Origin of the sequence: Bremerella volcania (genome assembly GCF_007748115.1) — a bacterium.
GTDB lineage: Bacteria > Planctomycetota > Planctomycetia > Pirellulales > Pirellulaceae > Bremerella > Bremerella volcania.
This window is the reverse complement of the sequence record NZ_CP036289.1, coordinates 6,410,764-6,435,493: the sequence shown is the minus strand read 5'-3', so window position 1 is coordinate 6,435,493 and position 24,730 is coordinate 6,410,764. Positions and strand designations below refer to the sequence as shown.

At 55.5% G+C, this 24,730-nt stretch carries 19 protein-coding genes; 7 read left to right on the top strand and 12 right to left on the bottom strand.

Going from position 1 to position 24,730, the window contains the following annotated elements; translation table 11 throughout:
* Window positions 1–63 precede the first annotated feature (63 nt).
* Together Pan97_RS25840 and Pan97_RS25835 are read right to left on the bottom strand one after the other, a co-directional pair.
* Window positions 64–954, bottom strand: coding sequence for a LysR family transcriptional regulator (locus Pan97_RS25840; RefSeq protein WP_144977906.1), 891 nt, complete (start codon window positions 952–954; stop codon window positions 64–66).
* 285 nt (window positions 955–1,239) lie between these two features.
* Complete coding sequence (locus Pan97_RS25835) at window positions 1,240–3,228, bottom strand: adenylate/guanylate cyclase domain-containing protein (RefSeq protein WP_144977904.1); 1,989 nt, start codon at window positions 3,226–3,228, stop codon at window positions 1,240–1,242.
* 305 nt (window positions 3,229–3,533) lie between these two features.
* On the opposite strand from Pan97_RS25835, the gene Pan97_RS25830 reads away from it, so the two are divergent.
* The 6 genes from Pan97_RS25830 to Pan97_RS25805 all read left to right on the top strand — a co-directional run bounded on the left by Pan97_RS25830 (window position 3,534) and on the right by Pan97_RS25805 (window position 8,514).
* Entirely contained in the window at window positions 3,534–4,757 is a 1,224-nt protein-coding gene (locus Pan97_RS25830; RefSeq protein WP_144977902.1) for a DUF1444 family protein, read from the top strand.
* 155 nt (window positions 4,758–4,912) lie between these two features.
* On the top strand, window positions 4,913–5,824 hold the full coding sequence (locus Pan97_RS25825; RefSeq protein WP_144977899.1) for a protoglobin domain-containing protein: 912 nt from the start codon (window positions 4,913–4,915) through the stop codon (window positions 5,822–5,824).
* Complete coding sequence (locus Pan97_RS25820) at window positions 5,821–6,228, top strand: STAS domain-containing protein (protein ID WP_144977897.1); 408 nt, start codon at window positions 5,821–5,823, stop codon at window positions 6,226–6,228. Before Pan97_RS25825 ends, Pan97_RS25820 begins: the two co-directional genes overlap by 4 nt.
* A gap of 56 nt (window positions 6,229–6,284) precedes the next feature.
* Entirely contained in the window at window positions 6,285–6,626 is a 342-nt protein-coding gene (locus Pan97_RS25815) for an ATP-binding protein (RefSeq protein WP_196782222.1), read from the top strand.
* Window positions 6,626–7,216 carry a SpoIIE family protein phosphatase gene (locus tag Pan97_RS25810; protein ID WP_165698975.1) on the top strand — a complete coding sequence of 197 codons (591 nt, stop codon included), beginning with the start codon at window positions 6,626–6,628 and terminating at the stop codon, window positions 7,214–7,216. Before Pan97_RS25815 ends, Pan97_RS25810 begins: the two co-directional genes overlap by 1 nt.
* A complete protein-coding gene (locus Pan97_RS25805; RefSeq protein WP_144977891.1) occupies window positions 7,213–8,514 on the top strand; it encodes a PP2C family protein-serine/threonine phosphatase in 1,302 nt (433 codons plus the stop codon). The genes Pan97_RS25810 and Pan97_RS25805 overlap by 4 nt, the downstream gene beginning before the upstream one ends.
* On the opposite strand, the gene Pan97_RS25800 is transcribed toward Pan97_RS25805, so the two are convergent.
* The 9 genes from Pan97_RS25800 to Pan97_RS25760 form a co-directional block, all read right to left on the bottom strand.
* Window positions 8,507–9,016: a class IV adenylate cyclase gene (locus Pan97_RS25800; RefSeq protein WP_144977889.1), complete on the bottom strand. Its 510-nt coding sequence runs from the start codon at window positions 9,014–9,016 to the stop codon at window positions 8,507–8,509. The two genes, Pan97_RS25805 and Pan97_RS25800, sit on opposite strands and share 8 nt — an antisense overlap.
* Window positions 9,017–9,031: 15 nt before the next feature.
* On the bottom strand, window positions 9,032–10,294 hold the full coding sequence (lysA, locus tag Pan97_RS25795; protein ID WP_144977887.1) for a diaminopimelate decarboxylase: 1,263 nt from the start codon (window positions 10,292–10,294) through the stop codon (window positions 9,032–9,034).
* A 143-nt stretch (window positions 10,295–10,437) separates the two neighbouring features.
* Window positions 10,438–12,123 carry a hypothetical protein gene (locus Pan97_RS25790; protein WP_144977886.1) on the bottom strand — a complete coding sequence of 562 codons (1,686 nt, stop codon included), beginning with the start codon at window positions 12,121–12,123 and terminating at the stop codon, window positions 10,438–10,440.
* A gap of 396 nt (window positions 12,124–12,519) precedes the next feature.
* Window positions 12,520–12,741 (bottom strand): translation initiation factor IF-1, encoded by a 222-nt coding sequence (gene infA, locus Pan97_RS25785; RefSeq protein ID WP_105331308.1) that lies wholly within the window; start codon window positions 12,739–12,741, stop codon window positions 12,520–12,522.
* Between the two features lie 253 nt (window positions 12,742–12,994).
* Window positions 12,995–14,146: a GNAT family protein gene (locus tag Pan97_RS25780; protein ID WP_144977884.1), complete on the bottom strand. Its 1,152-nt coding sequence runs from the start codon at window positions 14,144–14,146 to the stop codon at window positions 12,995–12,997.
* Window positions 14,147–14,580: 434 nt separating this feature from the next.
* The gene (locus tag Pan97_RS25775; RefSeq protein ID WP_144977882.1) at window positions 14,581–15,945 is read right to left on the bottom strand and encodes an efflux RND transporter periplasmic adaptor subunit; all 1,365 of its coding nucleotides are present in this window, start codon (window positions 15,943–15,945) and stop codon (window positions 14,581–14,583) included.
* Window positions 15,946–15,990: 45 nt separating this feature from the next.
* Window positions 15,991–18,369, bottom strand: coding sequence for an ABC transporter permease (locus Pan97_RS25770; RefSeq protein ID WP_144977880.1), 2,379 nt, complete (start codon window positions 18,367–18,369; stop codon window positions 15,991–15,993).
* Window positions 18,366–19,106 (bottom strand): ABC transporter ATP-binding protein, encoded by a 741-nt coding sequence (locus tag Pan97_RS25765; RefSeq protein WP_241676343.1) that lies wholly within the window; start codon window positions 19,104–19,106, stop codon window positions 18,366–18,368. Before Pan97_RS25765 ends, Pan97_RS25770 begins: the two co-directional genes overlap by 4 nt.
* A 162-nt stretch (window positions 19,107–19,268) precedes the next feature.
* On the bottom strand, window positions 19,269–21,785 hold the full coding sequence (locus tag Pan97_RS25760) for a prolyl oligopeptidase family serine peptidase (RefSeq protein ID WP_144977878.1): 2,517 nt from the start codon (window positions 21,783–21,785) through the stop codon (window positions 19,269–19,271).
* Between the two features lie 228 nt (window positions 21,786–22,013).
* Here Pan97_RS25760 and Pan97_RS25755 point away from each other — a divergent pair, with 228 nt between their 5' ends.
* Entirely contained in the window at window positions 22,014–22,763 is a 750-nt protein-coding gene (locus Pan97_RS25755) for a hypothetical protein (RefSeq protein ID WP_144977875.1), read from the top strand.
* Window positions 22,764–22,789: 26 nt separating this feature from the next.
* Here Pan97_RS25755 and Pan97_RS25750 read toward each other — a convergent pair whose 3' ends face one another.
* The gene (locus tag Pan97_RS25750) at window positions 22,790–24,673 is read right to left on the bottom strand and encodes a thioredoxin domain-containing protein (RefSeq protein ID WP_144977873.1); all 1,884 of its coding nucleotides are present in this window, start codon (window positions 24,671–24,673) and stop codon (window positions 22,790–22,792) included.
* Between the last annotated feature and the right edge of the window lie 57 nt (window positions 24,674–24,730).

The window sequence follows — 24,730 nt, the reverse complement described above, 5'->3', positions numbered from 1 at the left end:
AGTATAGCGACGTGCCGAATTCATCCAAGATCAATTTGTGCTAGCACGCTTGCGCTGGGCTGCTTACTTGGTCGCAACCGGTTCTTCACGACGGAGAATGTCGAGCAACAGGTTCTGAGGACGCGTGACCGTTCGATGCCGATTCCAGGCCGCGGCGATGGTCCGGAAGGGTTGGATTTTGCGAATCGGCAGATAAACACAAGAGTCGTCCGCTGGGTCAATCGCCATTTCGGGAAGCAATGAAATCCCCACGCCCAGACGAATCAGTTCCTGGATCGTCGAGATCTGGGCGCTCTCGCAAACGACGTGTGGCTGGAACTCTTGTTGACGGCAGAAACCCAGAATCTGTTCCCCCAAGCAATGCACTTCGTGCAGCAGGACGAACGGTTCCTGGCGGACCTGGTTGAACGAGAGGGAAGGCTTATCGGCAAGTGGGTGCGAATGAGGAAGCACGACCATCAGCGGCTCGCGAAATAAGGGTTCAACCTGGATGCGCGCGTCGTCGATAGGCAGGGCCAAAACGGCGACATCCAGGGTGCCCTTGAGCAGCCGATCGAGAAGGTGGTCGGTATAGTCTTCGACTAGCGTCAACGTGACTTGTGGCATCTCCTGTCGAAAGTGCTGGATGATCTGCGGCAGCTGATAGGGAGCGATCGTCGGCAAGGCCCCCACGCGCAGACTGACCGACTCGGGGCCTTCCGGCTTCTTGAACCAACCTTCGGCCGAGTCGACTTCCTTGAGGATTCGCCGGGCGCGCGGCAACAACTCTTTGCCTGAGTCGGTCAGTACGACCGTTCTGCCCAGCCGATCCAGGAGCCTTGTCCCCAGTTCGCGCTCCAGCTTGGCAATTTGCTGGCTGAGCGACGGTTGGGTGACATGACATTGCTCGGCGGCACGCGTAAAGTTTTCGAGTTCCGCGACCGCGACGAAGTATCGCAGCTGATGAATTTCCATAGGTAGCACTTATCACCAAGATAGGAACAACGAATTTCCGTTATACCTGGATGATCGCTATTCTGGAAGCTAGAGCGTTTCGAAGTTAGCGGTAGCGTCATGGGCGCTGCCGCAGCCAGCCAAGGACGCTACAGATGAATTGGAAACGCTCTAATGCCAAGAACGCGTCGGTCGGCCCTGTCGATGTGTGGGAACGGTGACCTGGTGCCGATCGACGCGTTCTTTTTCTCTTCAGGTAGTGGCTTTCTTAGGAATCAGCCACTGGGGCAGACCTGAAGAGAGAGTTTATTTCTGATCGAGCATCCAGACAGGATGTTCTTTGCCGATCAGCTTGGGATTCTGCAGAAGCATCAGGGCTCGATCGCGAAGGCACTTGGTAGGCCCGTCGGACTGGCATTCTTCGACTTTGGAAATCCCGTCCAGCGTATTGAGAGCTTCCAGGAAGTTGCGTTCTTCAAACTGGCGATAGGCCGCCTCGTAGTTCTGCCGCAATTGGTTCCAGCTACCGGAAGCTCTGGCAGACAGTTCATACACGCGAACAGGCTCGGGAATGTTGACGACTTTGATCGTTCCGAGGAAACGAGTCGGCATGTTGGTCGTTACGCCGAGCCGAGTCGATTCGGTGATCAAGATCTCCGGCGGATAATAGAGCGTTCCCGATTCGTCCCGCTCCTGCTTGGGACAGAACTGCTTGGTGGCACCTTGAATTCTACTCGCGATATTAACGGTGGGGCCAAGCGGTCCCCACATGTATTTGTAATCGGTCCCCTTTTTTCCGACCACGCAGTCGCCGGTATTGATCCCGATGGTCAATCCGAAGGGAAGCAGATCGTCCGGGATACGATCGGACCATAGCTGATTCAACTGGTCGAGCTTGCCGATCATGTCGATGGCTGCCTGACAGGCGAGGTTGGGGTGTTCCGGTTGATAGTCTGGGGCACCCCACATCGCGACCAATTCGTCGCCGACGTATTCCAATAGCACGCCATCGTGGCGAATGACGCTTTCGGAAAGTTCCCCCAACACTTCCCGTAGCCACTGCAGCGTTTGAACCGAGCCCAGCGCGGAACTGATGGTGCTGAAACCACGAATATCGCAGAAGAGCACCGTGATGTTCTCTTCGCGAGTTTCCAGCAGGGTCTCGTCGTACAGAATACGATCGGCGATGCCGGGTGGGAAGAACTGGGCCAGGCAAACTTGTTGCTTGGCGGCCTCTTGCTCCTTCTTGAGTCGCTCGAGCCCGACCGTGAGGCAATCGCGAATGACTTCGACGAACTTGACTTCGCAATCGGCCATCGTGTCGTCGCCGAGTTTGTGCGGCCGCTTCGATGCGTAGAGCGCCCCAACGACACTCTCGTGGGAAACGACGGGAGTTACGACGACGCGCTCTTGAGGTTGCTGCTCTCCGTCGATGATGGGCGTCGACCACGTTTGGCGATTGGACCAAATGTACTCTAGTGCCTGGCTGTCGAAGACGGGACCTTCCAACGAGGCGGAGTCGGTCGCCGGCCAGGTTGCTTCGCACTGCCACTGGTTGGCAAGTTGATCGAGTCCCAGGTACGAGCACGAATCGAAGTTGCCGAGTTTGCAGACATTCTCCGCGGCTGAAGAAAAGAAGTCAGGCGAGCTGGCTGCTTTCTCGAGAACGTCACTTACCGCGCCCAGGATTCGTTCGACATCGGCACTGGACGGACCGCTGGGTGTGGCGTAGCCGTCAGCCATACGACTTTGTCGCATCATTTCGGCCACATCCGCCACGCTCTGCGAGATGTTCGTGGGGCTTGGTTCAGGAAACGGATGATCGACCGGAGCGCCGTAACCGCTTAATTGAATGGCCAGGTTGTCCCCGATCAACAAACGAACGGGGCTATGGGCCAGCTCGCTGGTCACGAAGGTACGGACTTGCTGATGGGTGATTCGACCTTCCGACGAAGGAGACATGGGAACTTCGTGATTGCCGATGTTCCCCACGCGGAGATAGTTGCCGGCGGCATCGGGAGCAATGTCGAGCGAGCGACGCGAAACCTCTCGTTGCTGAAACGAGGTGATGATCAGCTTTCGATGGTCGGTGAACGTGATCGTTCGGAACGGACCTGGATCCCCTTTGGCAACATCTTGCCGACCAAGAATGATTCGCTGTTTCAGACTTAACTCGAGAACCTCTTTCCCCAACTGATCGTCGAAGATCGGTTGCTGTTGACCATCAACGAAGATGCTCAGCGAGACTCCGGCAGAGCCTTGCGGGTCGTGTGGTCGGGGGTGAGGATTGTGCATTGCTGGCAGACGAAACTTCTCAAAGTGTCAATCAATGGATCCGCCATTAATTATTATTCTTCGGCCCTAGTCCGTACCAAAGCCTCAATCTTTCGAATTATCGACGATTATCTTGCCGAATTTTCTTAAGAATAGCTGAAAGAATCCCAGATTTCCAACCTGGAAATGGGGTTATAGGACTTACTAATCCTCAGTTTGAACTCGCCCCCCAATAGTGATTTTCGTTGGTGACTACTACTTAACACGATAGAATAGCGTTGAGCTTTCCATCGCACCAAAGTCGCCAACTTAAAGCAGCATGTGCCATGGATTTACTACGGTACCTATTTGGTTCTTCCAAGCGTGATCAGTTCGCCGAGCGCTTGATGCATCGGGTCAAGCAAGCCGGTGAGAGCCGCGAGATCCGCTACGAAAGGCAGGCGTACCAATTCAGTTTTTACGACCAAGGGGAACTGGCTGGGGTTGCCAGTCTGGGCAACATCTTTCGCGAGTATGATCGTCTTCCGGAAAGAGAACAGGAAGCGTATTTATGCCAAATTACCCGGGCCATTCTCTCGCATCACAAGTCGATTCCTGAAGAATTCGAGGACGCTCGGCCCGATATCTTGCCGATCGTCCGCAGCCGCGCCTACCTGGAAATCGGCAATCTGGAACGTCGGCTGCGTGGAGAGCAACCCGCCGAAATTACTTCGACGATGGTGGGCGATCATTTACTCGCATTGCCTATCTTCGACCTGCCTGAGGCGATGCGAACCATCGACGCAACCCGGATGAGTCAATGGGGACGCTCGATCTATGAGTTGATGGAAGTCGCGCTGGAAAACCTGGATGAGTTGACCGCCACGGTGACCACGATCGACGACCGAGTGTTTCTGTTCCGAAATCAAGATCATTACGACGCTTCGCGGCTATTGCTGACCGACCGCATTCGCCGACTCGAGTTGCAGGGCCTGCCGGTGGCAATGGTGCCGACTCGCGATTGCCTGATCGTTACAGGGGATGAAGATGAGATCGGGCTTCAATTGATGCAAGAACTGGTTAACCAGTACATTTGCGATCCTCGCCCCATTAGCTTGACGCCATGTCGTTTGACGGCTGAGGGGTGGGAGACGTGGCTGCCCCCGGTCGGGCATCCCCAGCACGGCGTTTTTTGGGAACTGCACCTGCAAGGTCATTCAGCCGAATATCGCGAGCAACACGAAGCCATTGAAGTAGGGTTCGCTCAAACCGGGCAAGAAGGCTTTGTAGCAAATTACTACCTGCACCGTGATTTGAAGACACGACAACTCCATTCCTACTGTGTCTGGCCAGAGTGCCCGCACGCGCTTTTGCCGATGAGTGACGTCGTTGTGTTCATGGATAGCGCGCACATGAAACCATTGGCAAGTGGAACATGGGAAGTAGTTCAAGAGGTACTGGGCTCACAGATGGAGGACCTGAAAACGTATCCGCCACGTTATCGGGTGCTTGGTTTTCCCGATGAAGAAGCGCTACGACAAATCGGTTCAATTCCTCGTTTTCGCCTATGAATTAAGGAGTTTTTGACAAGTAATATATCGGCCAGAATGCTCGACTGTGCATGAAGGACGAACTACCATGGATCTACCGCTACGCGCAAGGCTTCGTTGATTTTCACGCATCTGGATCCACCACCGCAAAAGCCATCTACCCAATAGCCAAACTCATGAATGCGCATTGTGATCTCGGAAATCTGTCGGCTGGCGAACTTCGAGAACTCTATCATGTCACCGAGGAGGATCTCGAGTTAATAGTCCACTACGGCCAGATCGTCATGCCGCATCTGGATGCATTCATCAACGAGTTTTACCAGTGGCTCAGAACGCAACCGGAATTCGATCTTTACTTTAATGACAGCGCGACGTTGCATCGGGTGCAATCTCAGCAGAAGCGATATTGGGAAGATTTCTTCTCAGCCGACATCAGCGAGGTATACGTTCAGAAGCGGAAGTCGGTCGGAGCGAATCACGCCCGAATTGGCTTGCCGCTGCCGACCTACGTCTCTTCGATGTATCGCTCGCTGCGGATCTGGACGGACGTCCTGTATGACCACAGCTTAGAGCCGGAACGCTATGCTCGTTCGCTCAAGGCGATTACCAAGCTGATCATGTTGGACACGGCGATCGTGGTCGACACCTTCATGCGGCAGACCAATTGCATCATTGCCGAACAACACGATTCCTTGATGCAGATGTCGACTCCGGTAACGGAAGTTTGGAATAACATCTTGATGTTGCCGATCGTCGGGATCATCGATTCCAAGCGTGCTCAAGACATTATGACGGCCGTGCTGCACAAGATTGCCGACACGCATTCGCGTTGTCTCATTCTCGATATTAGCGGTGTTGCCGTGGTCGATACGGCCGTGGCGAACCACCTGATCAAAATTACCAAGGCGACTCGCTTGATGGGATGTACGTGTACCATCTCAGGCGTTTCGCCGGCAATTGCCCAGACGATTGTGGAACTTGGCATCAACGTAGGAGATATACGAACCACGGCAACACTCAAGGACGCCCTGCGGGATGCGTTCAACGATTTGAAACTGGTTTTACATGAAGACGGAACCCCTCCATGATTCACGATTCCTCGGAAGTGCCGCGCGTTCCCATGCAACTAACCAGCGGTTGCCTGGTGGCGTCGATTCAAATCGATTTGAACGATGAGGTTTTGTTCCGCTTCAAAAGAGACCTACTCGAAGAAATACGCCAGACGCAAACGCGTGCCGTTCTGCTCGACGTGTCGGGCGTCGACATCATGGACCGTATCGAGTTCGAGGCAATTTGTGAGATCATGCGAATGTCTCGCCTAATGGGAGCACGTGCGATGCTCGTCGGCGTCAAGGCCGAGATCGCTTGCTCGCTGATGGACTTCGATCTTGATTTCAGTCAAATGGAAACGGCCCTGACGCTTGATCAGGCGTTTGAGAAACTGCAGTCAAATGGGGCCAGTAACGGAGGTCGCCACGAGTCAATGCAATGAACCTGCCGGAGATGCGGATATGGATCAGTACGGAGGCAAACTTAGTTCGATCAATCATGGCATCTCGCAAGATGGCCGAATCGGCCGGACTTCAGGCAAACCAAGTCGCATTGGTCGCGACGGCCGTCTCGGAACTCGCTCGTAACATCATCAAGTATGCTCAACATGGCGAAGTGATTCTTCGCTACGTTACTCACGGACCAAAACAGGGAATCGAGGTAGTCGCCTGGGACCATGGTCCCGGGATTGAATGTGTTGAATCGGCAATGAGCGATCATCACAGCACCGGCGGAACACTGGGACTGGGACTTCCCGGCGTCAAGCGTCTCATGGACGAATTCGAACTAGAATCCGAAGTCGGCAAGGGAACCAGGATTACGGTGAGGAAATGGAAGTAATGACGCCTCGCAAATTGGACACCGGTAGCTTCGTCCGAACGGCTACCGGGCACTTCGTAGGAGGCGACCTGGCAATCGTCCGGTCGCACGATGACTATTTATTTCTCGCTCTTGTGGACGTATTGGGGCATGGCCCGCAGGCCTATTCCACGGCCTTGGAATTGGAGGAAGTTATCCTCGGTTGGAAAGACAAGTTTGACATACTGGCCCTCATGAAAGCGCTGCACAATCACCAGAAGCAGGGTCGAGGTGCCGTGATCAGTCTTTGCACCATCGAGTCGGATTCTGGAGACGTGCGTTACGTCGGCATCGGGAATGCGACCTGTCGCATGATGGGCGAACATCCCCATCACATGCTTACGCGGGAAGGGGTCGTTGGTCATACGCTTAGAACGCCTACGTTGGAACGGATGACGCTCGACCAGCATGACATCCTGCTGCTGTACAGTGATGGGGTGTCGAGCCATTTCGAGCTGGCAGAACCGTGTCAGCTCTTCTTCGAGCCGCTCAATAGCGTCGCTCGCCGGGTGGTTGAACAATTTGGCCGAGACCATGACGATGCTTCCTGCATCGCGGTGAGGTATGCATGAGGACGCACCTGGGAGACGTTCGTATTTTTGATCAATCGGCGGTCGTGGAAGTCCGCTCGAAAGTGCTCAGTCTGACCGCCGCATTTGGCTTTGGTTCGGCCATGTCGACCCGCATGGCCACGATCCTTTCCGACCTGGTTCGCCAACTGCTTAAGAATTCCGAGCCAGGCTCGATGTTCGTCGATCTCGAAGATATGCAAGGACAGCTCATTCTAGGGTTGAGATTTCTCACGTCGGAAACGATTCAGATCTCGCCTGCTTTACACGATGTATTTGATGACGTCCGACAGTTAGCCAACGGGGACGCGGTTCGGGAAATTTCGTTGCGCAAGATGATTCGCAACATGCCGGGTTCACTGACGCCGGAGTTCCTTGATTTTCAGCGCGATCGAATCAGCCTTAAGTCGCGCGCGGCATTGCTTGAGGAACTGCGTGAGAAGAATCAGCAACTCGAACGATATAACGCCCACCTCGAGGACCTGGTTCGCGAACGAACCAACGAGTTGGAACTTACCAACCAGCGTATGCAGCGAGACTTGGATGCCGGAGCAGAATACGTCGCGCGGTTGATCCCCGAGCCAATCACGGGGCAGATCTCGATCGATTGGCGTTATGTTCCCTCCGAAGAGCTGGGTGGGGATGCGATGGGTTACCACTGGATCGATCCCGATCATATGGCGATCTACCTGCTTGACGTCACCGGGCACGGAATCGATTCGGCCCTGCTGGCCGTCAGCATCATCAACGTGGTGCGTGGAGCTTCGCTGCCGGGGGCCGATTTTCGCAACCCCAGCGAAGTCCTCAAACGACTCAACCAGTCGTTCACGATGGACATGCACGGCAACAAGCTGTACACGATGTGGTACGGCGTGTTCCATCGCCCCTCGCGGACGCTGACCTGGGGGGGTGGAGGACATCCCGACGCGCTGCTGTACGTCAAAGACTCGCGCGAGCCGATCCGGCTGGCATCACAAGGGCCCCTCATGGGGATGATCGAATGGCCTCACTTCGAGACCGACTCGATCGTCATCGAATCGCCGTCGAGCATGTTTCTTTACAGTGACGGGGTGTTCGAGATTCATAAAGAGGACGGAAATGAATGGACGTTCGAGGAATTCGTCGACTTCATGAACCAGCCGGTACCCAAAGGGGATACCAAGATGGACGATCTTTACCGCTATGTCCGTGAGTTATGCGGCTGCGAGCATTTAGGGGACGACTTCTCGATTCTTGAATTGCGCTTCAATTTGCGCGACGAACACTTCGATGGCGTGCATGGGGCCGGGGCGGCTATCTAATCAGGTGGTCGAGATAAGCCCCCTCAACGAGATCCTCGCTTTGAATCCCCAGCTTTTGCATCAGCTGATGGGCAATCGCTTCCCCTTCGGCCTCGGTTTGCGATGGATCGAGAACGACCTCCAGTTCCAGGTAGCTACCTAAGTCTTCCACCTCGTCCAGATGGATGCGCGTCTGTCCGACCAGGTAAAGCGTTCGCGTCTTCTTGACGATGCCAAGCGGCTCTAGCGCCAAGGTCAGCAGTTGGGCGAGCTGGTCGGGGTGAACAATGGGAACTCGGGAATAGTCTGAAGTCTTCGGCCCGGCTGTGTCCCAGCGGCGATAGAAAATCAACTCGGCGTGCTGGCCATTGATCTGGCGTAGTTTCAGCCGCCCATCGGGGACGCGATAGAACTGATCGATCTGTTTGAGAACGATCGGACCCGAGTCGGCGATCGGAGCGATACGGTCTTCAAGTTCCGATCGCTGAGTGAGTCGGGCTTTGATTTCAATATTGCGAGCCATCGTCGCTTCTCGCGGTTAAACCATTTCGTCGGCGATGAAGCCCTCGAACGTTTGGCGACGACGAATGATGCGTGCCTTGCCATCTTCGATCAGCACTTCCGCGGCCAGCGGCTTCGAGTTGTAATTGGAACTCATGCAGTAGCCATACGCCCCGGCACATTCGATAACCAGCAAATCGCCAACCGCAGCCGGTGGAAGCTTGCGATCGCTGACGAAGCCACCTTCCTCTTGCGTGAAGATGTCGCCTGATTCGCACAAAGGACCGCCCACGATCACGTCGTGTTCTTCGCCGACTACCTGGCCGTCTTTACGGGCCACCGAAATCGGATGATAGGCGCCATACATGATCGGACGCGCGAGGTTATTGAAGCCTGCGTCCGCGACATAAAACAGATTGTCACCCATCTGCTTGACGGCGCGAATCTCGGTGACGAGATACCCTGCTTCAGCGGAAAGATATCGACCCGGCTCGATTTCGAGCGAGATACTGTGGTCGAAGGTCTTTTCCAGCTTCTTGCGTGTAGCGTCCCACAGCTCGAAGTACTTATCGAGATCGACGTACGTTTGCTGGCTGTTGTAGGGAATTGGCAAGCCACCGCCGGCGCTGATGGTCTTGATGCTACGACCGACTTCCAAGGCCGCTTTTTCCATGGAATCGCAAACCTGCGAGAGGTGATGCAAGTCGGTGCCGCTACCGATGTGCATGTGGAGACCGGTGATTTGCAGCCCGTTGGCATCGGCTAGAAGCAGACAATCGTTGAGTTGCTCGTGCCAGATGCCGTGCTTCGATTGCTGACCGCCGGTGTTGGTCTTCTGGCTATGACCATGCCCAAATCCGGGATTGATGCGTAGCGTGATCTCGCGTCCGGGAGCCAATTCACCCAGCTGCCGAATCATGTCGGGCGAACCACAATTGACGTGCAGGCCGTGTTTTACGCACAGTTCCAACGCTTCGCGATCGAAGATATCGGCCGTATAGACGATTGGCGGCGGGTCGCCATGAACCTCATAGCCGGCGGTCAGAGCTCGACGGATTTCCCAGGCACTGACCGCATCGACGACCACGTTGTTTTCGCGAACCAGTTTCAGAATTGCCAGGTTCGAGCAAGCCTTCTGGGCATAGCGGACGACGTCAAAAGCGGCGAGGTCTTGGATACGCTGAACGATCTTCGCGGCGTCGTAAACGTAGGTCGGGGTACCAAACTGAGTAGCCAACTGCAAAACGGAAACGCCGGCGATTTCCTGGCGAGAGGTCGAAAACGTGGGGACTTGTGGCATAGCGAGCACCAAAACTAAAAAGGGCGTGAATCGTACACGTTATTGTAGTGAGACACGAGATTTCGCCCACCGGGCACAAAAAAAGAGACCTTTCCGTAAAAAGGTCTCTTTCATGGTTCAAACTGTCGAGTTTCGAGCCTTATTTAGAAGGCCGGAGCGTCCTCAAACTCGGCGTTGGCGTCGGCGGCGTTCTGGGCGGCGACACCGGCACCGATGGCCTTGATCACCCCTTCCTGAAGCATCATTCGCAAACGCATGTAGCGCTGTTCCATGTCGACCGTGACCATGAACTTGTCTGATCCACCGGAAAGAGCCTGGACCGCGGCATCGACGCCTGGCACTGGCTCTGGGCTACTCTTCTGAATCGTCTTCAAGATCGGCAGAATGGCTACGTGCATCTGCATTACGCCAACCTTGGCATCGGTACCGGCGATCGATGCGTCAATCGCCTTCTTCAGGTTTGCCATGGCTTCGTTGCCGCCGGCGAGGTAGACGCTTTTTTCGCCAATGCCGAGGATCACTTCCGGGTTTTCTCCCAAAACGTCCTTCGCTTCCGGCGGGGCGTCGTCCAGCGGAATTTGCATCACGTGCAAGCGAATCGCCTGGTAGGTGTCGGCGTCCCATTTGACCGGTGGAACTTCCCCATCGGCTGCGGCGAGCTTCAGCATTTCCTTCACGCCATCTTCGACGCGTTGTCCATCGGCGACATGAGCACCGGCCAGAAACGTTCCCTTGCCGTCGGTCATGTCCACCATCATGGCGCCATCCAGCGAACCGGTACGAGCCGTTTCGACCAGGGTGTCGATGGCCAGATCGATGACCTTTTTGGCTGATTCGAGTTCATCCCCTTCCAGTTCACCTTCACTTTCGAGCTGACGGATCCCTTGTTCACGCAGATCGTTCATCTGCTTTTCCATTCGGGCGATGTCAGTTTCCGAAAGCTTTTCGGTAACTTGAAAGTTGATGGCCGCGGCGCTGCTGCTGAATCCGGCGAACTCCGTAGTGAGGTCCGAGTTCATGGCCATCGTTTTGGCGAAGTCACTTCCGTCGACTGCGGTGTAGGCGAAGTCCAGGTACGTGCCCTGCTGCGTGGCATCGACGTTCCAGCCGATGATGATGTCCTCCAACTCGGTGAACATTCGTTCCATTTCGGCCATCTGATCGGCGATCTGCTTCTTGCGAATCTCGAACTCTTCGTCCGTTTCATCGGCCTCTTGTTCCAGCGAAAGCTCGATCCCCGTCTTCATCTGTTCGATGATGACGTTGCGGTAGATTTCTGGAATGTTGCCAGGGAAGAATTGTAATGCCAAGTCGTACTGCTCGGGCAGATCCTTCAAGAACGCGGTAGGATCGTCCAATGGATTGGCCAGTTTCTCCTGATCCATAGCCAGGATCGCCCAGTTGCCGGCGTCCTTCACAAAGATTGGCATTTGGTTCGGGGTGAACATCTTGATGCCATCACCGACGTCTTGCGGTGGACCAATCTGTTCGGTCGCAGTGGTCACCAGTTTGTCGAAGTCGGATACCGGCAGGTAAGCGGTCGGAGCGAAGTCCTGACCGTTGGTCATGACGACCACACCCACTGGGCGAGTCTTGTCGATTCCTTCGGTAAACGGAGCCGACAGCAGAACGGCCATTCGGCCTGCATCCGTCTGACCAGCGGCATCGGCAAGATATTGAACGTCGGCTAAAACCTTCTTCACAGGGGCAACCGAAACCACGGCAACTGGCTTGAATTCGGCGTCCTGAGCATGAAGTGCGACCAGCGGCATGGCGGCAAGCAGCAAGCCTGCGATTGCCAGTCGACTACGTTGAATGAATTTGTTCACTGCGTTCGTCTCCTGAGAGGTGATCTTTAAATCGGAACCCTGTCCCCGGCGGCCGAGGGGAAGGGTGGGAATTCGTTCAATGGCTAATCCTTGAGAGGACTTTCCAAATGTACCGCAGACCGGGTGCCCGTTAAAGCCAAGGCAAATAGCAGAAGCGATGCGCGCATACCGAGTCCATAAAACCTACCCGGCGGATTGAATAGCAGTTTCACGACGGGCCAAAAAGTTTCCGGCGCTTGATGGATGCTCAAGCAGAAGCGGCAATGGAATGCCTATAAAACCTTGGCTGTGGCGAAACACGAACCGCGCCAGGAGAGAGTCACTCAACAAAGTGAGCGCACTGTACTAACCTGGGGGATCTAGGCGAGAGTGCAGAAACCTCCCGCGGTGCGAGCTTTAACGCTCTCGGAAGACAATGCGACCTTTGGTCATGTCGTATGGGGAAAGTTCCACTCGGACACGATCGCCAGGAACAATACGAATAAAGTGCTTACGCATTTTCCCGGCCACGTGGGCCATAACCGTCGGGCCAACGTCCAATTGGACGCGGAACCGTGTGTTGGCAAGTGCTTGCGTCACTGTGCCTTCGACTTCGAGAGCCTCTTCTTTCTTAGACATAATACTCCTTGAGGTAATCTACATATTCTCAGATACGGGGGGACAATGACAATCGTCCCAGCATTAGTATATCGGGAAGCCCCTTAAAATCAAACGCATATTGCGTACCAGTGGAAAGCTGGTGGCGCAGAGAGATGAATCGCGGTTAACTAACGGTCGGTGGGTGCGAAAGCCCCTAACGCCTTACCCGAATTGCTAGTAGCGCACTGGTGTTGGCGTCGTTTTGGGAGGCCCCATGGATGCACTCAACGCTTTATGTCGTGCTGTCCCCCGCAGCTTCGGCGGGTGCATAGTCGAACATGCGGTAGGTCTTCGATTTCTTGGCCCCGCCCCGCTCAAGAGAAGCACGGGAGAGATGATTGCTTTCCAGAACCCAGGAAAACTCTACTTCCTGAACCCCCCACTTTTTGATGTCAGGGACCAGACGTTCCAGGATCACCAGGCCGATGCCCCAGCGCTGGTACTCCGGGACCACGTTCGTTGAGATCAATCGCATATTCTTGATCGCCTTCTTATTCCATAAAAGGCGCATGAAACCGAAGGGGAACAATTTCCCGTCGATCTTTTTGATGCGTGGGTTGTAGTCGAGCATCCCAAACATCGAACCGATGACCTTGCCGTCGACTTCACAAACGGAAGTCAACTCCGGCACCAGCAAATGCTTCAGGTCCTCGGCCATCTTGTCGACTTCGGCCATATCGATGGGGACGAACCCCCAAGTCCCGACCAACGAACGATTGTAGTTATCGAGAAACGTGTAGACGTCTTCCTTAAAACGCTTTCGATCCATCCGGCGCAGCTTCAAATTGAAACGACTTTTGGCTTCATCGACGATGAACTTCAGCTTCGGGTCCAACCCTTCCAGCATGTTGATATGCCCCCAAAACGCATACATGTCTTGGGTTTTCTCGTTACCGTAGTCCGTGATCAGCTTCTCGTAATAAGGGGGGTTATAGGTCATCATGAATGCAGGTGGGCTGTTAAAACCCTCAATCAGGGTGCCTACCTCATGGTTGAGTGACGGATTGGCTGGCCCCCGCATCTTGTGAATGCCTTGCTCGGCGAACCATGTTTTCACGGCGTCGAACAATGCGCCGCTAACCTCCGTATTATCGATCGACTCGAAAAAACCCCAGAAGCCTCGCTTCTCGTCGTACCGCTCGTTGTGGCCGACATTCAAGATGGCAGCAATGCGTCCGACTACCTGTCCTGCACGCCGCGCCAAAAAACACTGGACCTTATTTCGCGCATAGAAGGGATGCGGGGCAAAATTGACTAGTTCTTTTAGATTCTGTCGAAGCGGCGGTATCCAGTTGGGATCGTCCCGATATAACTCCCAAGGAAACTCGACGAACTCGTTTTGCTGTCTTTTCGTAGTGACTGGCTCGGTAGTGATCGAGGACATTCGTCTCCGCTTTGGTCAAAGGTGATGGACGAAATAGAACGACTCGGGATGGAAATCAGCCGGAGAATGGATCGCCACTAAAGGTGAAATGCCCTGCATAGGCAGTCACGAACATGTTCAACGATACCGAGATGACAAAACCACCGCAAACCCATCACTCGCTTCTTCATGCCCAGATCGCCATGTAATGACTGAATGGGGGAAAACGTATGAATTTTTGGTGAATCGACTTTTGGAGCGAGACAAATTTGCAATAATCTGAAATTCATATGAACAAATTGATATGAGCTTTCCATGCGTTACACTAAACCGTCTGACGTTGGTGAAATAGCGAACTAAGTGAATCCATTGAAATGAAGCTGGTCGCGCTAGCGTGACTAGGATCGGCCCCACAGGCTCTGCCCCGTCTGTGGGGTTTTTTTATGCGCCGGCACTTAAGGGCTGTTTTCGATCGGCGTTACCTTCGCTCCGTCCGACAGTGAAGCCGCGGGAGAAATAAGGATTTGATCTCCTGATTCAATCCCCTGGGTGACTTCAACACTCAGATCATTCATCAGGCCTAATTGCAAGTTTCGCCGTTGTAGTTTACCGCCCGATACGGCATACGCCTGCCAGTTGCCAGAGACGTCGCGGAAGATGGCGGACCGCGGAATCACTAAGGCCTGGGCTTTCTCTTCGGTATAAACACGAACCTGCACACGATAGTCGACGCCCAATCCATGCTGCTCAAGCACCTGTGCGAGTTGACCGGACTCGAAGCGAAGAATGACCAGCACGCGCTGCTGTTCAACCCCCAATGAACTCACCTTGGTGAATCCAGTTGGATAGACCCGCTGCACCTTCATGGGGATCCCGTGGCCTGCTTCTTTTCCCAGGGACGGACCGTAGATCTCGGCGCGGTCTCCTGGTTTGATTCGGGTTGCATCCTGACTCAGGATTTCCGCTTCGACTTCCAACTGCGAGAGCTGGCCGATCTCAAGCAGCGTTGTGCCGGCGGCAACTTGCTGTTCGCTGGTCAGTTCCTTGGTAAGCACAATGCCGTCGACCGGGCTGGTCATGGTCGATCTCTGCATCCGTAGTTCGGCCGTTCGCAGACGAGCCTCCGCTTCGGCCTTCTGCTGCTGAAGTACGGCAACCGAGAGATCTTTGCGATCGATATATTGAGAAACCATGCTGGGAAGTAGTTTCGTTGCCGCGTCGATCGACAAGATGGCCTGGTACGTCAGCGCGTCGGTTTGAAAATCGGTATCGCTCTCTACTTTTTGCAGTTGCGCTCGATCGAGGTCGTCTTCTGTTTTGGCTCCCTTGTCGATCAGTTGTTGAACACGTTGGAGGTAGGTCGTGGCATATTCAAAGCGCGACCGGCTGGCCGTCATTCGCGTTTTGGCGGCTTCCACCGTGTTGACCATCGAATCGACAAAGAATTCGGCCTGTTGCCTGGTTGTCTGTTCGACCGATTTGTCGCCGGTTTCTCGAATCGATGCGGCCAGCCGCTCGACGGCGGCCTTCGATTCGTCGTACTCGGCTTCGACGTCTTCTTGCACGATCTTGGCGACGACCTCCCCCTTGGTGACGTGGTCCCCTTCTTCGAGCGTGATCTCGCCCAACCGGGCGTCGAAGGGCATCGAGATAACGTACGTACGAGGAAGTCGCGTCTTTCCCTGCTCGTCGACGTACTCTTGGATCGGGGCCAAGGAGGCCGTGACGACGTCAACCGGCGGGCCGCCAGACTGCGTGACGTAGACGATGCCCCCCACGACTAGGATGGCGCCCACAATAATGGCAATCGTTTTGATCATGGTAAATATCTTTCTGCCCACCCAAGCTGCAGCGGGCCTGTCGGTCTACTCACGAACTTTCAAAGATTCCAGCCAATTCATTTGATGAATTCGCCATTGCACCACCGCGTGAGCCAACAGCGTGAAGAGCAATGCGGTAACGAATGCACTGACATAGATCCAGGGCGCGGTCACGATCGGAAAACGCACCAGGTCCTGATCGATCATCTTGGTCATTAGATGAATCAGCAGGTATCCAACGGGAAGTCCCAGCACCGCGCCCAGCATGTTAATCACGATACTCTCGCGGAGAAACAACAAACCAATTTCCCAGCGCGTGTATCCCATGGCTCCCATCGTTGCGACTTCGCGCTGACGTTCGGAAAGGTTCACCAGCGACGCATTCAACACATTGCCAAAGAAGATGGTGCCGGCGAAGACGACGATCATGCCAATCGCCACATTCTGATTCTGAATGATCGTCTCGCGCATGTTCTTGATCAATTCCAGGCGGGAATTGATCGCTTCCATCGCCGGCATCTGTTTCAGCGTGCGATACAGTTCTCGCTGGGCATGTTCGGTCTGATTGATTTTCAGCTGAGCGCCACTCATGGCAAACGACTCGTCACGAATCCGGCAGAGGTATTCAAGGTCGGCGTAGACATTCAGCCCAAACTGGCTCTCGCTGATGACCGCCAGGGGAACTTTCAGCGGGTCGCGCCGCCCCGACTTGGGGTGAATTTCGACTAGGTCTCCCACCCTCAAGTGAAGGTGATCGGCCAAGCGGCGTTCCATGACCAGGCCTACACTGGGGATGCTGATGCGTCGTTTTTGCTTGTCGGTCGGTACGGTTAACTGAGCATCGCGGATAATTCCCTGGATGGCTCCCTGCCGATGGTACGGACCATTCGCAAAGTCACAGGCCACGCTGAAAAGCGGTTCGGCCCGATCGACCCCTGGTAAATGGGACAAGTCGTACCAGGCCTGGCGGTCAAGCGCATCTTTGAAGGTCAGGTCGATGTCGCTCCGATTCCGCAGTTCGAATTCGTCGCGGATGAAATACTCGGTCGCTTCCATCATCATCAAACCACTGACCAGGATGCCTGCCCCGACGGTACCGGCGAACAGGGCAATCGCCGTTCGCGTGCGATGACGAACCATCGACCGCAGTGTGACGCGCCAGCCGGGAGAAAGCTTGTTCCACAGCAGCGTGAAGTGCTCCAGGAAGATCCGCCCCCCGGTCGCCGGCGGCTCAGGACGCATTGCCTCAGCCGGACGCAGCAAAAGCATCTGCCGTGCACCGTACAGGCTGCCGAGCATCGCACAGATGATGCTCACACCCCAACCAATGACATGGGTTTGCAGATAAAAGTCGTTGCGTAGGTCGGGGAACTGAAAAAACTGTTGGTACTGCAACACCATTCCAAGCGTGACCAGTGTTCCCAGCCCGCTGGCCAGGATGCCTGCGACCAGCCCGACGGCGACTCCAAACTTCAGGAAGTGCAAGAAAATGGTTCCGTCGGTGTAGCCAAGCGCCTTGAGGGTTCCGACCGTCGTCCGCTGCTGCTTGGCAAGCCGGGTCATCAGCACGTTCAAAATCAGCGCCGCCACAATCAGGAACATGCTTGGCAGAAAGCTCGACATGGTGCTTAACTGGTCGATCTCGTTGCTGACGAAGTAGTTTGAAGTGAAATCTTTGAGCAGGGTGGCCGAAATGAACCCGGACGATTCCAGCTTTCGCTCTGCCAAATCAAGGACCGCACTCTTTTGCTGGTCGATGTCCGGTGTGAATTGACCAACGACCTGGTTGGCGGCTCCTTCGAAGTCGAATAACTCTTCCATCTGCTTGCGTGGCAGATAGAACACGCCGAAGTTTTCCGGATCTGGCGTCAAGCTGCCGGGGCCAATCAAGTAGGTAAACTCCGAACTGATCGCCGTTCCAACAATCAGGAATTCTTCTCGGCGATTGTTCAGCAGTAGGTGCAGTTTCTGACCGGGATGAAGACGATTGGCCTCGGCGAACTTGTCGTTCACGATCACCTCTGGCTCGCCACGATCGGAAAAGTAGTCGCCGCGAATCAGCACGATGTCGTTGGTCACGGTCTGCCGGCGATCAGGCATCGAGATCACGCTGCCGTTGAGTGGCCGCATCCGCTGATCGAGGTCGACCGTTACCGGAAATTGAATGCGTTCCCGCCAGCTTCGAATGCCGGGGATATCGTTTAGCACTTCCAACTCGGCGAGGGGAGCCTTCTTCAGATCAATCCAGAAACCGGCCATGTGACACTGGTGATAGTAGCGATCTTTGGCGGCCCGCATGTTGTAGAAGGTCGACTGCATGCCGATCAGCAAGGCCGAACCGAGCATCATGATGCTGATGATGGCGAGCAACAATCCGCGAGCCGCAAACAGGTCTCGCAGCAACTTGCGGTTGAGAATGCTCACCAGACCACCTCCGAGGGAGGCAGCGGCTGTTGATTTTCTTCGACGCTGACGATCTCTCCGCTACGAAGATGGATCACCCGGTGCGCGACGGCGGCCAGAGCCGTGTTGTGTGTGATGATCAGGATGGTGGTGCCCAGATCATGATTGAACTGCAGCAGAAGTTCTAGCGCACGAATGCCGGTTTCAAAGTCGAGCGCGCCGGTTGGCTCGTCACAGAGAAGCAGCTTAGGATTCTTGACCACGGCTCGTGCGATCGCCACGCGCTGCTGTTCGCCGCCAGAAAGTTGCGATGGAAAGTGGTCGGCGCGATCGGTTAGCCCCACCTTGTCGAGCATCTCTCGTGCATCGAGTGGATTTTCGGCCAGTTCGGCGGCAGAGAGAACGTTCTCTAAGGCCGTCAGATTCGGCACCAGGTTATAAAACTGAAAGACGAAGCCAACATGCTTGCGGCGATAACGAGTGAGCACACTCGAAGAAACGTTCGCCATATCGATTCCGTCGAACACCACGCTGCCGCGATTAGGTTGATCGAGGCCGCCGATCAGGTTCAAGATGGTCGACTTGCCGGACCCGCTGGGACCCACCATTGCCAGGACTTCGCCGTCGTAGACATCAAAGGAAAGATGTTTCAGAACTTCGACCTTCACCTCTCCCATGATGAAGGTACGCTCGACGTCGCGTACCGTTAAAACGGCTGGCGTCGACAGAGGCTGCTCGTCCTGGCTTCGATTGCTCACAGTACCATGGGGGTATGGGGGGTCCGAAAAACTGCACGATACTCCGCTGCGTGGCGGTCGAGAACAAAAGCGCAGCTTTCAGGCATACATTCCATGGTAGTCGAATGCGTCACACAATGCCGCCACCCTGGAAGAAAATCGGTTTGTGAGGCTTGGGTTGGCTCACCGTCGCGGCTCGACGCCGTAGAGCTTCCGGACGAAGAAGTCGCGTGTGCGCCGCATGCCGTAGCGGCCGCTGCCGATCCCGTGCCCTTCCCCAGGAACGACCAACAGGTCAAAGTCTTTGTCGGCTTTCACCAGGGCGTTGACGACCTGCATGGTACTGGCCGGATCGACGTTGGTGTCCATTTCCCCCACGATCAGGAAAAGATCTCCTTGCAACTTGTGGGCGTGGGTGACGTTCGAGTTCTGAGCATAGGAGTCATCCACTGGCCAGCCCATCCACTGTTCGTTCCACCAGATCTTGTCCATGCGATTATCGTGACAACCACAGTCGGCAACCGCCACGTCGTAGAAGTCGCCGTGCCAAAGCAGGGCCGCCAGCGCGCTCTGCCCGCCAGCCGATCCGCCGTAGATCCCGACTCGGCTGAGGTCCATGCTCGGGAACTTCTCGGCGGCCGCTTTCATCCAGGCAATCCGATCAGGAAAGCCCGAATCGGAAAGGTTCTTCCAGCAGACGTCATGAAAGGCCTTGCCGCGATGGTTGGTACCCATGCCGTCGATCAGAACGACAATGAAACCGAGTTCGGCCAGTTCGCGCTGCTGATCGAGCATCGAGAAACGCTTCGGCACGAAAGCGCTGTGAGGCCCAGCATAGATGTACTCGATCACGGGATACTTCTTGGCCGGGTCAAAGTTCGTGGGGAAGTAAAGCACACCGTAGATATCGGTCTCGCCATCGCGCCCTTTGGCGGCAAAACGCTCGGTCATCTTCCAGCCGGTTTCCAGCAACTGGCTGGCATCCGCTTGTTCTAGCTCGCAAACGAGCGAACCATCGTCGGTGCGTCGCAGCGTGTGCACTGGTGGAAGATCGACGCGGCTATATTCGTCAATCATGTAACGACCCTCCGGCGAGAAGTTGATCATGTGCGTGCCATCTCCTTCGGTGAGGACCGTCAGCCCGCTGCCGTCGAAGTTCACCCGGCAATGATGCAGAAAATAGGGATCTTGCCCAGACACGATGCCCCCGGCCGTGAACCAGATCTGCTTTTTGTCGCGGTCGACTCGTTCGATTTCACGAACAACCCACTCGCCGCTGGTGATTGGATGCAGGACTTCTCCTTTCGCGGCGTCGACCAGGTAGAGGTGATTCCATCCGGTGCGCTCCGACATCCAAACGATTTCGTTCTGGTCATGCTCTGGGTTGTAATAGACTTTGTTGGTGTAATCGACAAAGGTTTCGCTCGTTTCTTCGACGACCGTCCGTACCGCGGCGTCACGATCGATGGCCACAACGCGGATCGCCTGGTGACCTCGCTGGTTATAGAGAAAACGAAACTCGCTGCTGTCGGTTTGCCACGACGCTTCCGAGATGGCAAAGGGGTTCTCAAACAGGCTGCGGTCGAGCAGTAGCTCTTCTATCTTCTCCAGGTCGAACAGCCGCGGCCACTGCTGGCGGATCTTGTCGCCTGGCTTGTCGTACGAGAAGGTATGCACCTTGGGCTGCAACTGGTCTTCGGGAGATGACTCCACGAAGGTGACTTCCCTCCCCTGCCCCGGCGTCACTTCCATCACGATCAATCGTTTCGAGTCTGGCGACCAATAGAAGCGATCGTCCAAATACTTATCCGCGGTCCCGTCCGTCGTCAGGCGAATTGGTTCGCCGGATTTCTCTTGGCGAATCACCAGGTTGTGATTCTCGATCGAGGCGGTCCATTGGCCGTCAGGTGACGTGCGGCCTGAACGTGGCCTACCGTCGCGGCGGCGACGTCTGGGCAGCTCGCGGGCATTCTTTCCGTCGACCTTTAAGACGCTGATCGGATCGATGGCTTCGTAGACGGCCAGTGCCTGGTCGCGGCTGTTGAGCACCAGCCAGACATGCCCCACGAACGTGCGTCTCTCGTGTTCCTTCTGGGCGGCGATATCGTTGTAGAAGACCGGTCGTCCGTCACGATCGATCCAGAATAGTTTTACGGTGTCGGTCGTTTCATTGACGACTTTCAACAGGATCTCGCCCCCTTTGTCGGTTGACGGGTAGGGTCGCCGAAACGCTGGTATGCTGGAAACGAGCGCTTCGGCTGGTTGATCGAGCCGCGTTAAGGATTGATCGCCGCGATCGACTTGAAAGGTGTCTCCCGAGACGTTAAAGATGATCCGCTCGAAATCTTTCGAGAACTGAATGCGCTCGAATGGAAGCCGCGTCGGCGCGACTTCTCGCTTCAGCTGATCGCTCAACTGCTGTGCCAGTTTGCCGTGATCGAACGCTGGCTCGCGGAGCCCCTTGGTTGCGTCGACGAAGACGAACTCGTGTTCTCCTGATCCCGTTCGCACGCGATACCAGAAGTGATCTCCTCCCGGCAGCCAGTTGGGTGTGACTTCGTCGCGAAAGACCTTGCCGCCTGTCATGCGGCCTAACTGCTGCATCCGCTGATAATCGGCCGCCGTTCCCTGAGCGAAGATTGGCGCGGTCAGGGCGAATAACAAAGTAGCAAGCAGGCAAGTACGAAGCGCAAGCGACATAATAAACCGAGAGAAAGAGGGAACAGGCGGGGTTCAAGGGGTACTTTCATCATAGATCCAAGCCCGCTGGCAGCAACCAGATCGATCCCACGACCGGGCACCTTTTCCCACCGCAGCACATTTTGCATCGGACACTGGATTTTGCGCATAGAGTCAGGCATGCTGGAACTGCTGGCAAGTGATCGAAGGACTCGCCACATGCGTTCATGACACTCAGGGAGAACGAGCATGTCTTTGGATGAAGACCATGACTTCGCGTCAGTCGAAGAGGCGTCGCTTCCAGCTGCCCAGTCGCAATTGACGCTACTTGACATAATGGTTGGCGTGACGGTCGCCGCGGTTACGTGTGGATTCTGGTTTCAGATGTCACAGTCGCAGATGCCGATGTTCCAATTCGCGATGATGGTTCCGACGCTGATCATCTTCGTCCTGGGTGGAACGGCCCTGTTCTCGTTTAGTCGCCGCTACTTTCTGAAACAGCCCATCGATTTCCAGCCAGGGCATTGGCTGCTTTGTTTGATGGGGGTGACGTTCGTCATTCAATCAACCGCTCACCTCTTGCGATGGGCGGTCATTACTTCGGACGACTTCACGGTGTCGATCGACCAGCACGGTGTCATGTTGTTCTTCCTGGGGCAGCATGCGGTCTTTTTGATCGGCTTTCTTTTAGCAGGAATCTTGCTGCCGGTGAGGCCTGCTTGGCGGTTGGCGCTAGTAGCCCCGGTTCTGCAAAACTTGCTGACGATCTTGCTTTTCGGCAACTTGCTGTTGGAAAACCAATGGTATTTATTTAGCGCTATCTACTCGTATGCCAACCTGACGTTCAACTTGCTAGGAATATTCACGGTCCTTGCTCTAACCGCGTGGGACCGGGCGACTACCCACGATCGCCGAGACTGGCTGCACTGGCTCGGGGTAGCCGCGATGTTGATATGGGACCTGCCGACGTTGATCATTCAACTCTCTGGCTGGTTTTAGAGTGACCGCAGGCTCCTTTCGAATGCCTATGGTTCCACTAACTCTGCCGCCATGCGCGACGTGCTGTTGGGGTGATCGTTCAAGAGCGTCGAACTCGACTCAATCGTCTTTTGCGCCAACGTGTTGTACTGCTCGGCCTGATCAGGGACCAGCTTGGCGAGCTTCTTCAGATTGCTGACCGAAACGGCATTTCCGCTGGGCAGAGCGCCATCGGTGTATAGCTTGCCGCGGACGATCAGGTTCGAGTTATCGTTCGGGGTGAAGTAGAACCCGCCGAACGCCTCGTCCCCGTAGTGCTTCTGCTGCATGCCTTGCAGCTTGACCGCTTCATCGAGCCAACGCTGATTGTCGGTCGCCTCGTGCAAAGCGAGAAGACCATCGATCAGCATGGCATAATCATCGACGTAGGCCGGAGGATGATTTTCCCTCTTTTCGGACGTACGGCGGAGGCGACCATCGTTAGCGGCGGCCGATTTCAATAAATAGTCGGCTGCCTGGGAAGCGGCTTCAAGGTAACGAGGCTCATCCAGGATTCGCCCGGCATCGGCCAGGCCGCGGATCATTTGCCCATTCCAGCCAGTGATTACCTTCTTATCGAGAAACGGCTTGGTTCGCTCGTTGCGTATGGCCAGGAGCGCCTCTTTCAATTCGGCCAGCTTCTCAGCTTCCGGGGCGCCGTAGAACTGGGGAATGTAATACGCTTTCTCGAAGTTGGGCTCGCCGGTCATGCCGAAGGCCTGTTCGGCCAGACGCAGTTGATCGGCCGAGAGTTTCTCTTGAAGTTCTTCCGGCGTGAAACGGTAGTAGGCCCCTTCTTCGCCGTCCGAATCGGCATCGACGGCGCTATAGAACTGTCCTTCCGGTCCCGCCATGTCGCGGATCACAAAGTCGGCGATCCCCCGGGCAACGTCGGCGAACTCCGGCTTGTCGAGCGACTTCGAGGCTTGGGCATAGATGGAAAGCAGTTGGGCGTTGTCGTACAGCATCTTCTCGAAGTGCGGGATCTTCCAGTGCCGGTCGGTGCTATAGCGATGGAAGCCGCCGCCAACCTGGTCGTAAATGCCGCCGTGGGCCATCTTCTCGAGCGTCAGCTCCAGCATGTTTCCGGCGTTGGCGTCGCCGGCGTCGTTTCGCTTCAGCAGATAAACCAGGTACGAAGGCTGCGGGAACTTGGGAACGCGGTCGTTCCCCTCCTCGAACTCGAAGCCGCCGAAGCGTGGATCGAATTCCTTTTCCAGCGTCCGGTCGAACGTGCGGAAGATGCTGTCGCGATCGGCGAGCTCAGGCGGCAACAGGGGACGGCCAAGAACTTGTTTCAGGGCCCGGGTGACGTTGTCTCCCACTTCTTCGAGTTGCGGCTGCTGCTCTTTCCAGGCAATCGCGACACGCTTGGCCAGGGTCAGAAAGCCTGGCTGCACGCCGACCGTCTGACCGTCGGCAAGTGGGACTTCGCGATCTTCCGCCGGTAGATAGGTCGTGCCGATAAAAGGCTTGGCATCCGGCGTCAGAAAGACGTTCAACGGCCAGCCGCCGCTGTTGGTCATGATCTGCGTGGCAAGCATGTACACCGAATCGACGTCAGGGCGTTCCTCGCGGTCGACCTTGATGCAGACGAAGTGCTTGTTGAGGAACTCGGCGATCTTGGAGTTAGAGAAGCTCTCCTCTTCCATCACGTGGCACCAGTGGCAACTGGCGTAGCCGATCGACAGAAAGATGGGCTTCTGCTCGGCCTTGGCTTTAGCCAGCGCCTCGTCACCCCAGGGATACCAATCGATCGGGTTGTCGGCATGCATCTGCAAATAGGCCGAGGTTTCCAGCCGCAGTCGATTTTGCTTGGGGGCTTCTTCGGCCCAGGCGAAATGCGCCGCGAATACCACTAGGATTGGGGCCAGGGTGGCGAAGTATTTCATGAGTCGGTGGCCTTTAGGTGGGATGCCGTTCGAGAGGAATGTCCCTTGAGGATAGGC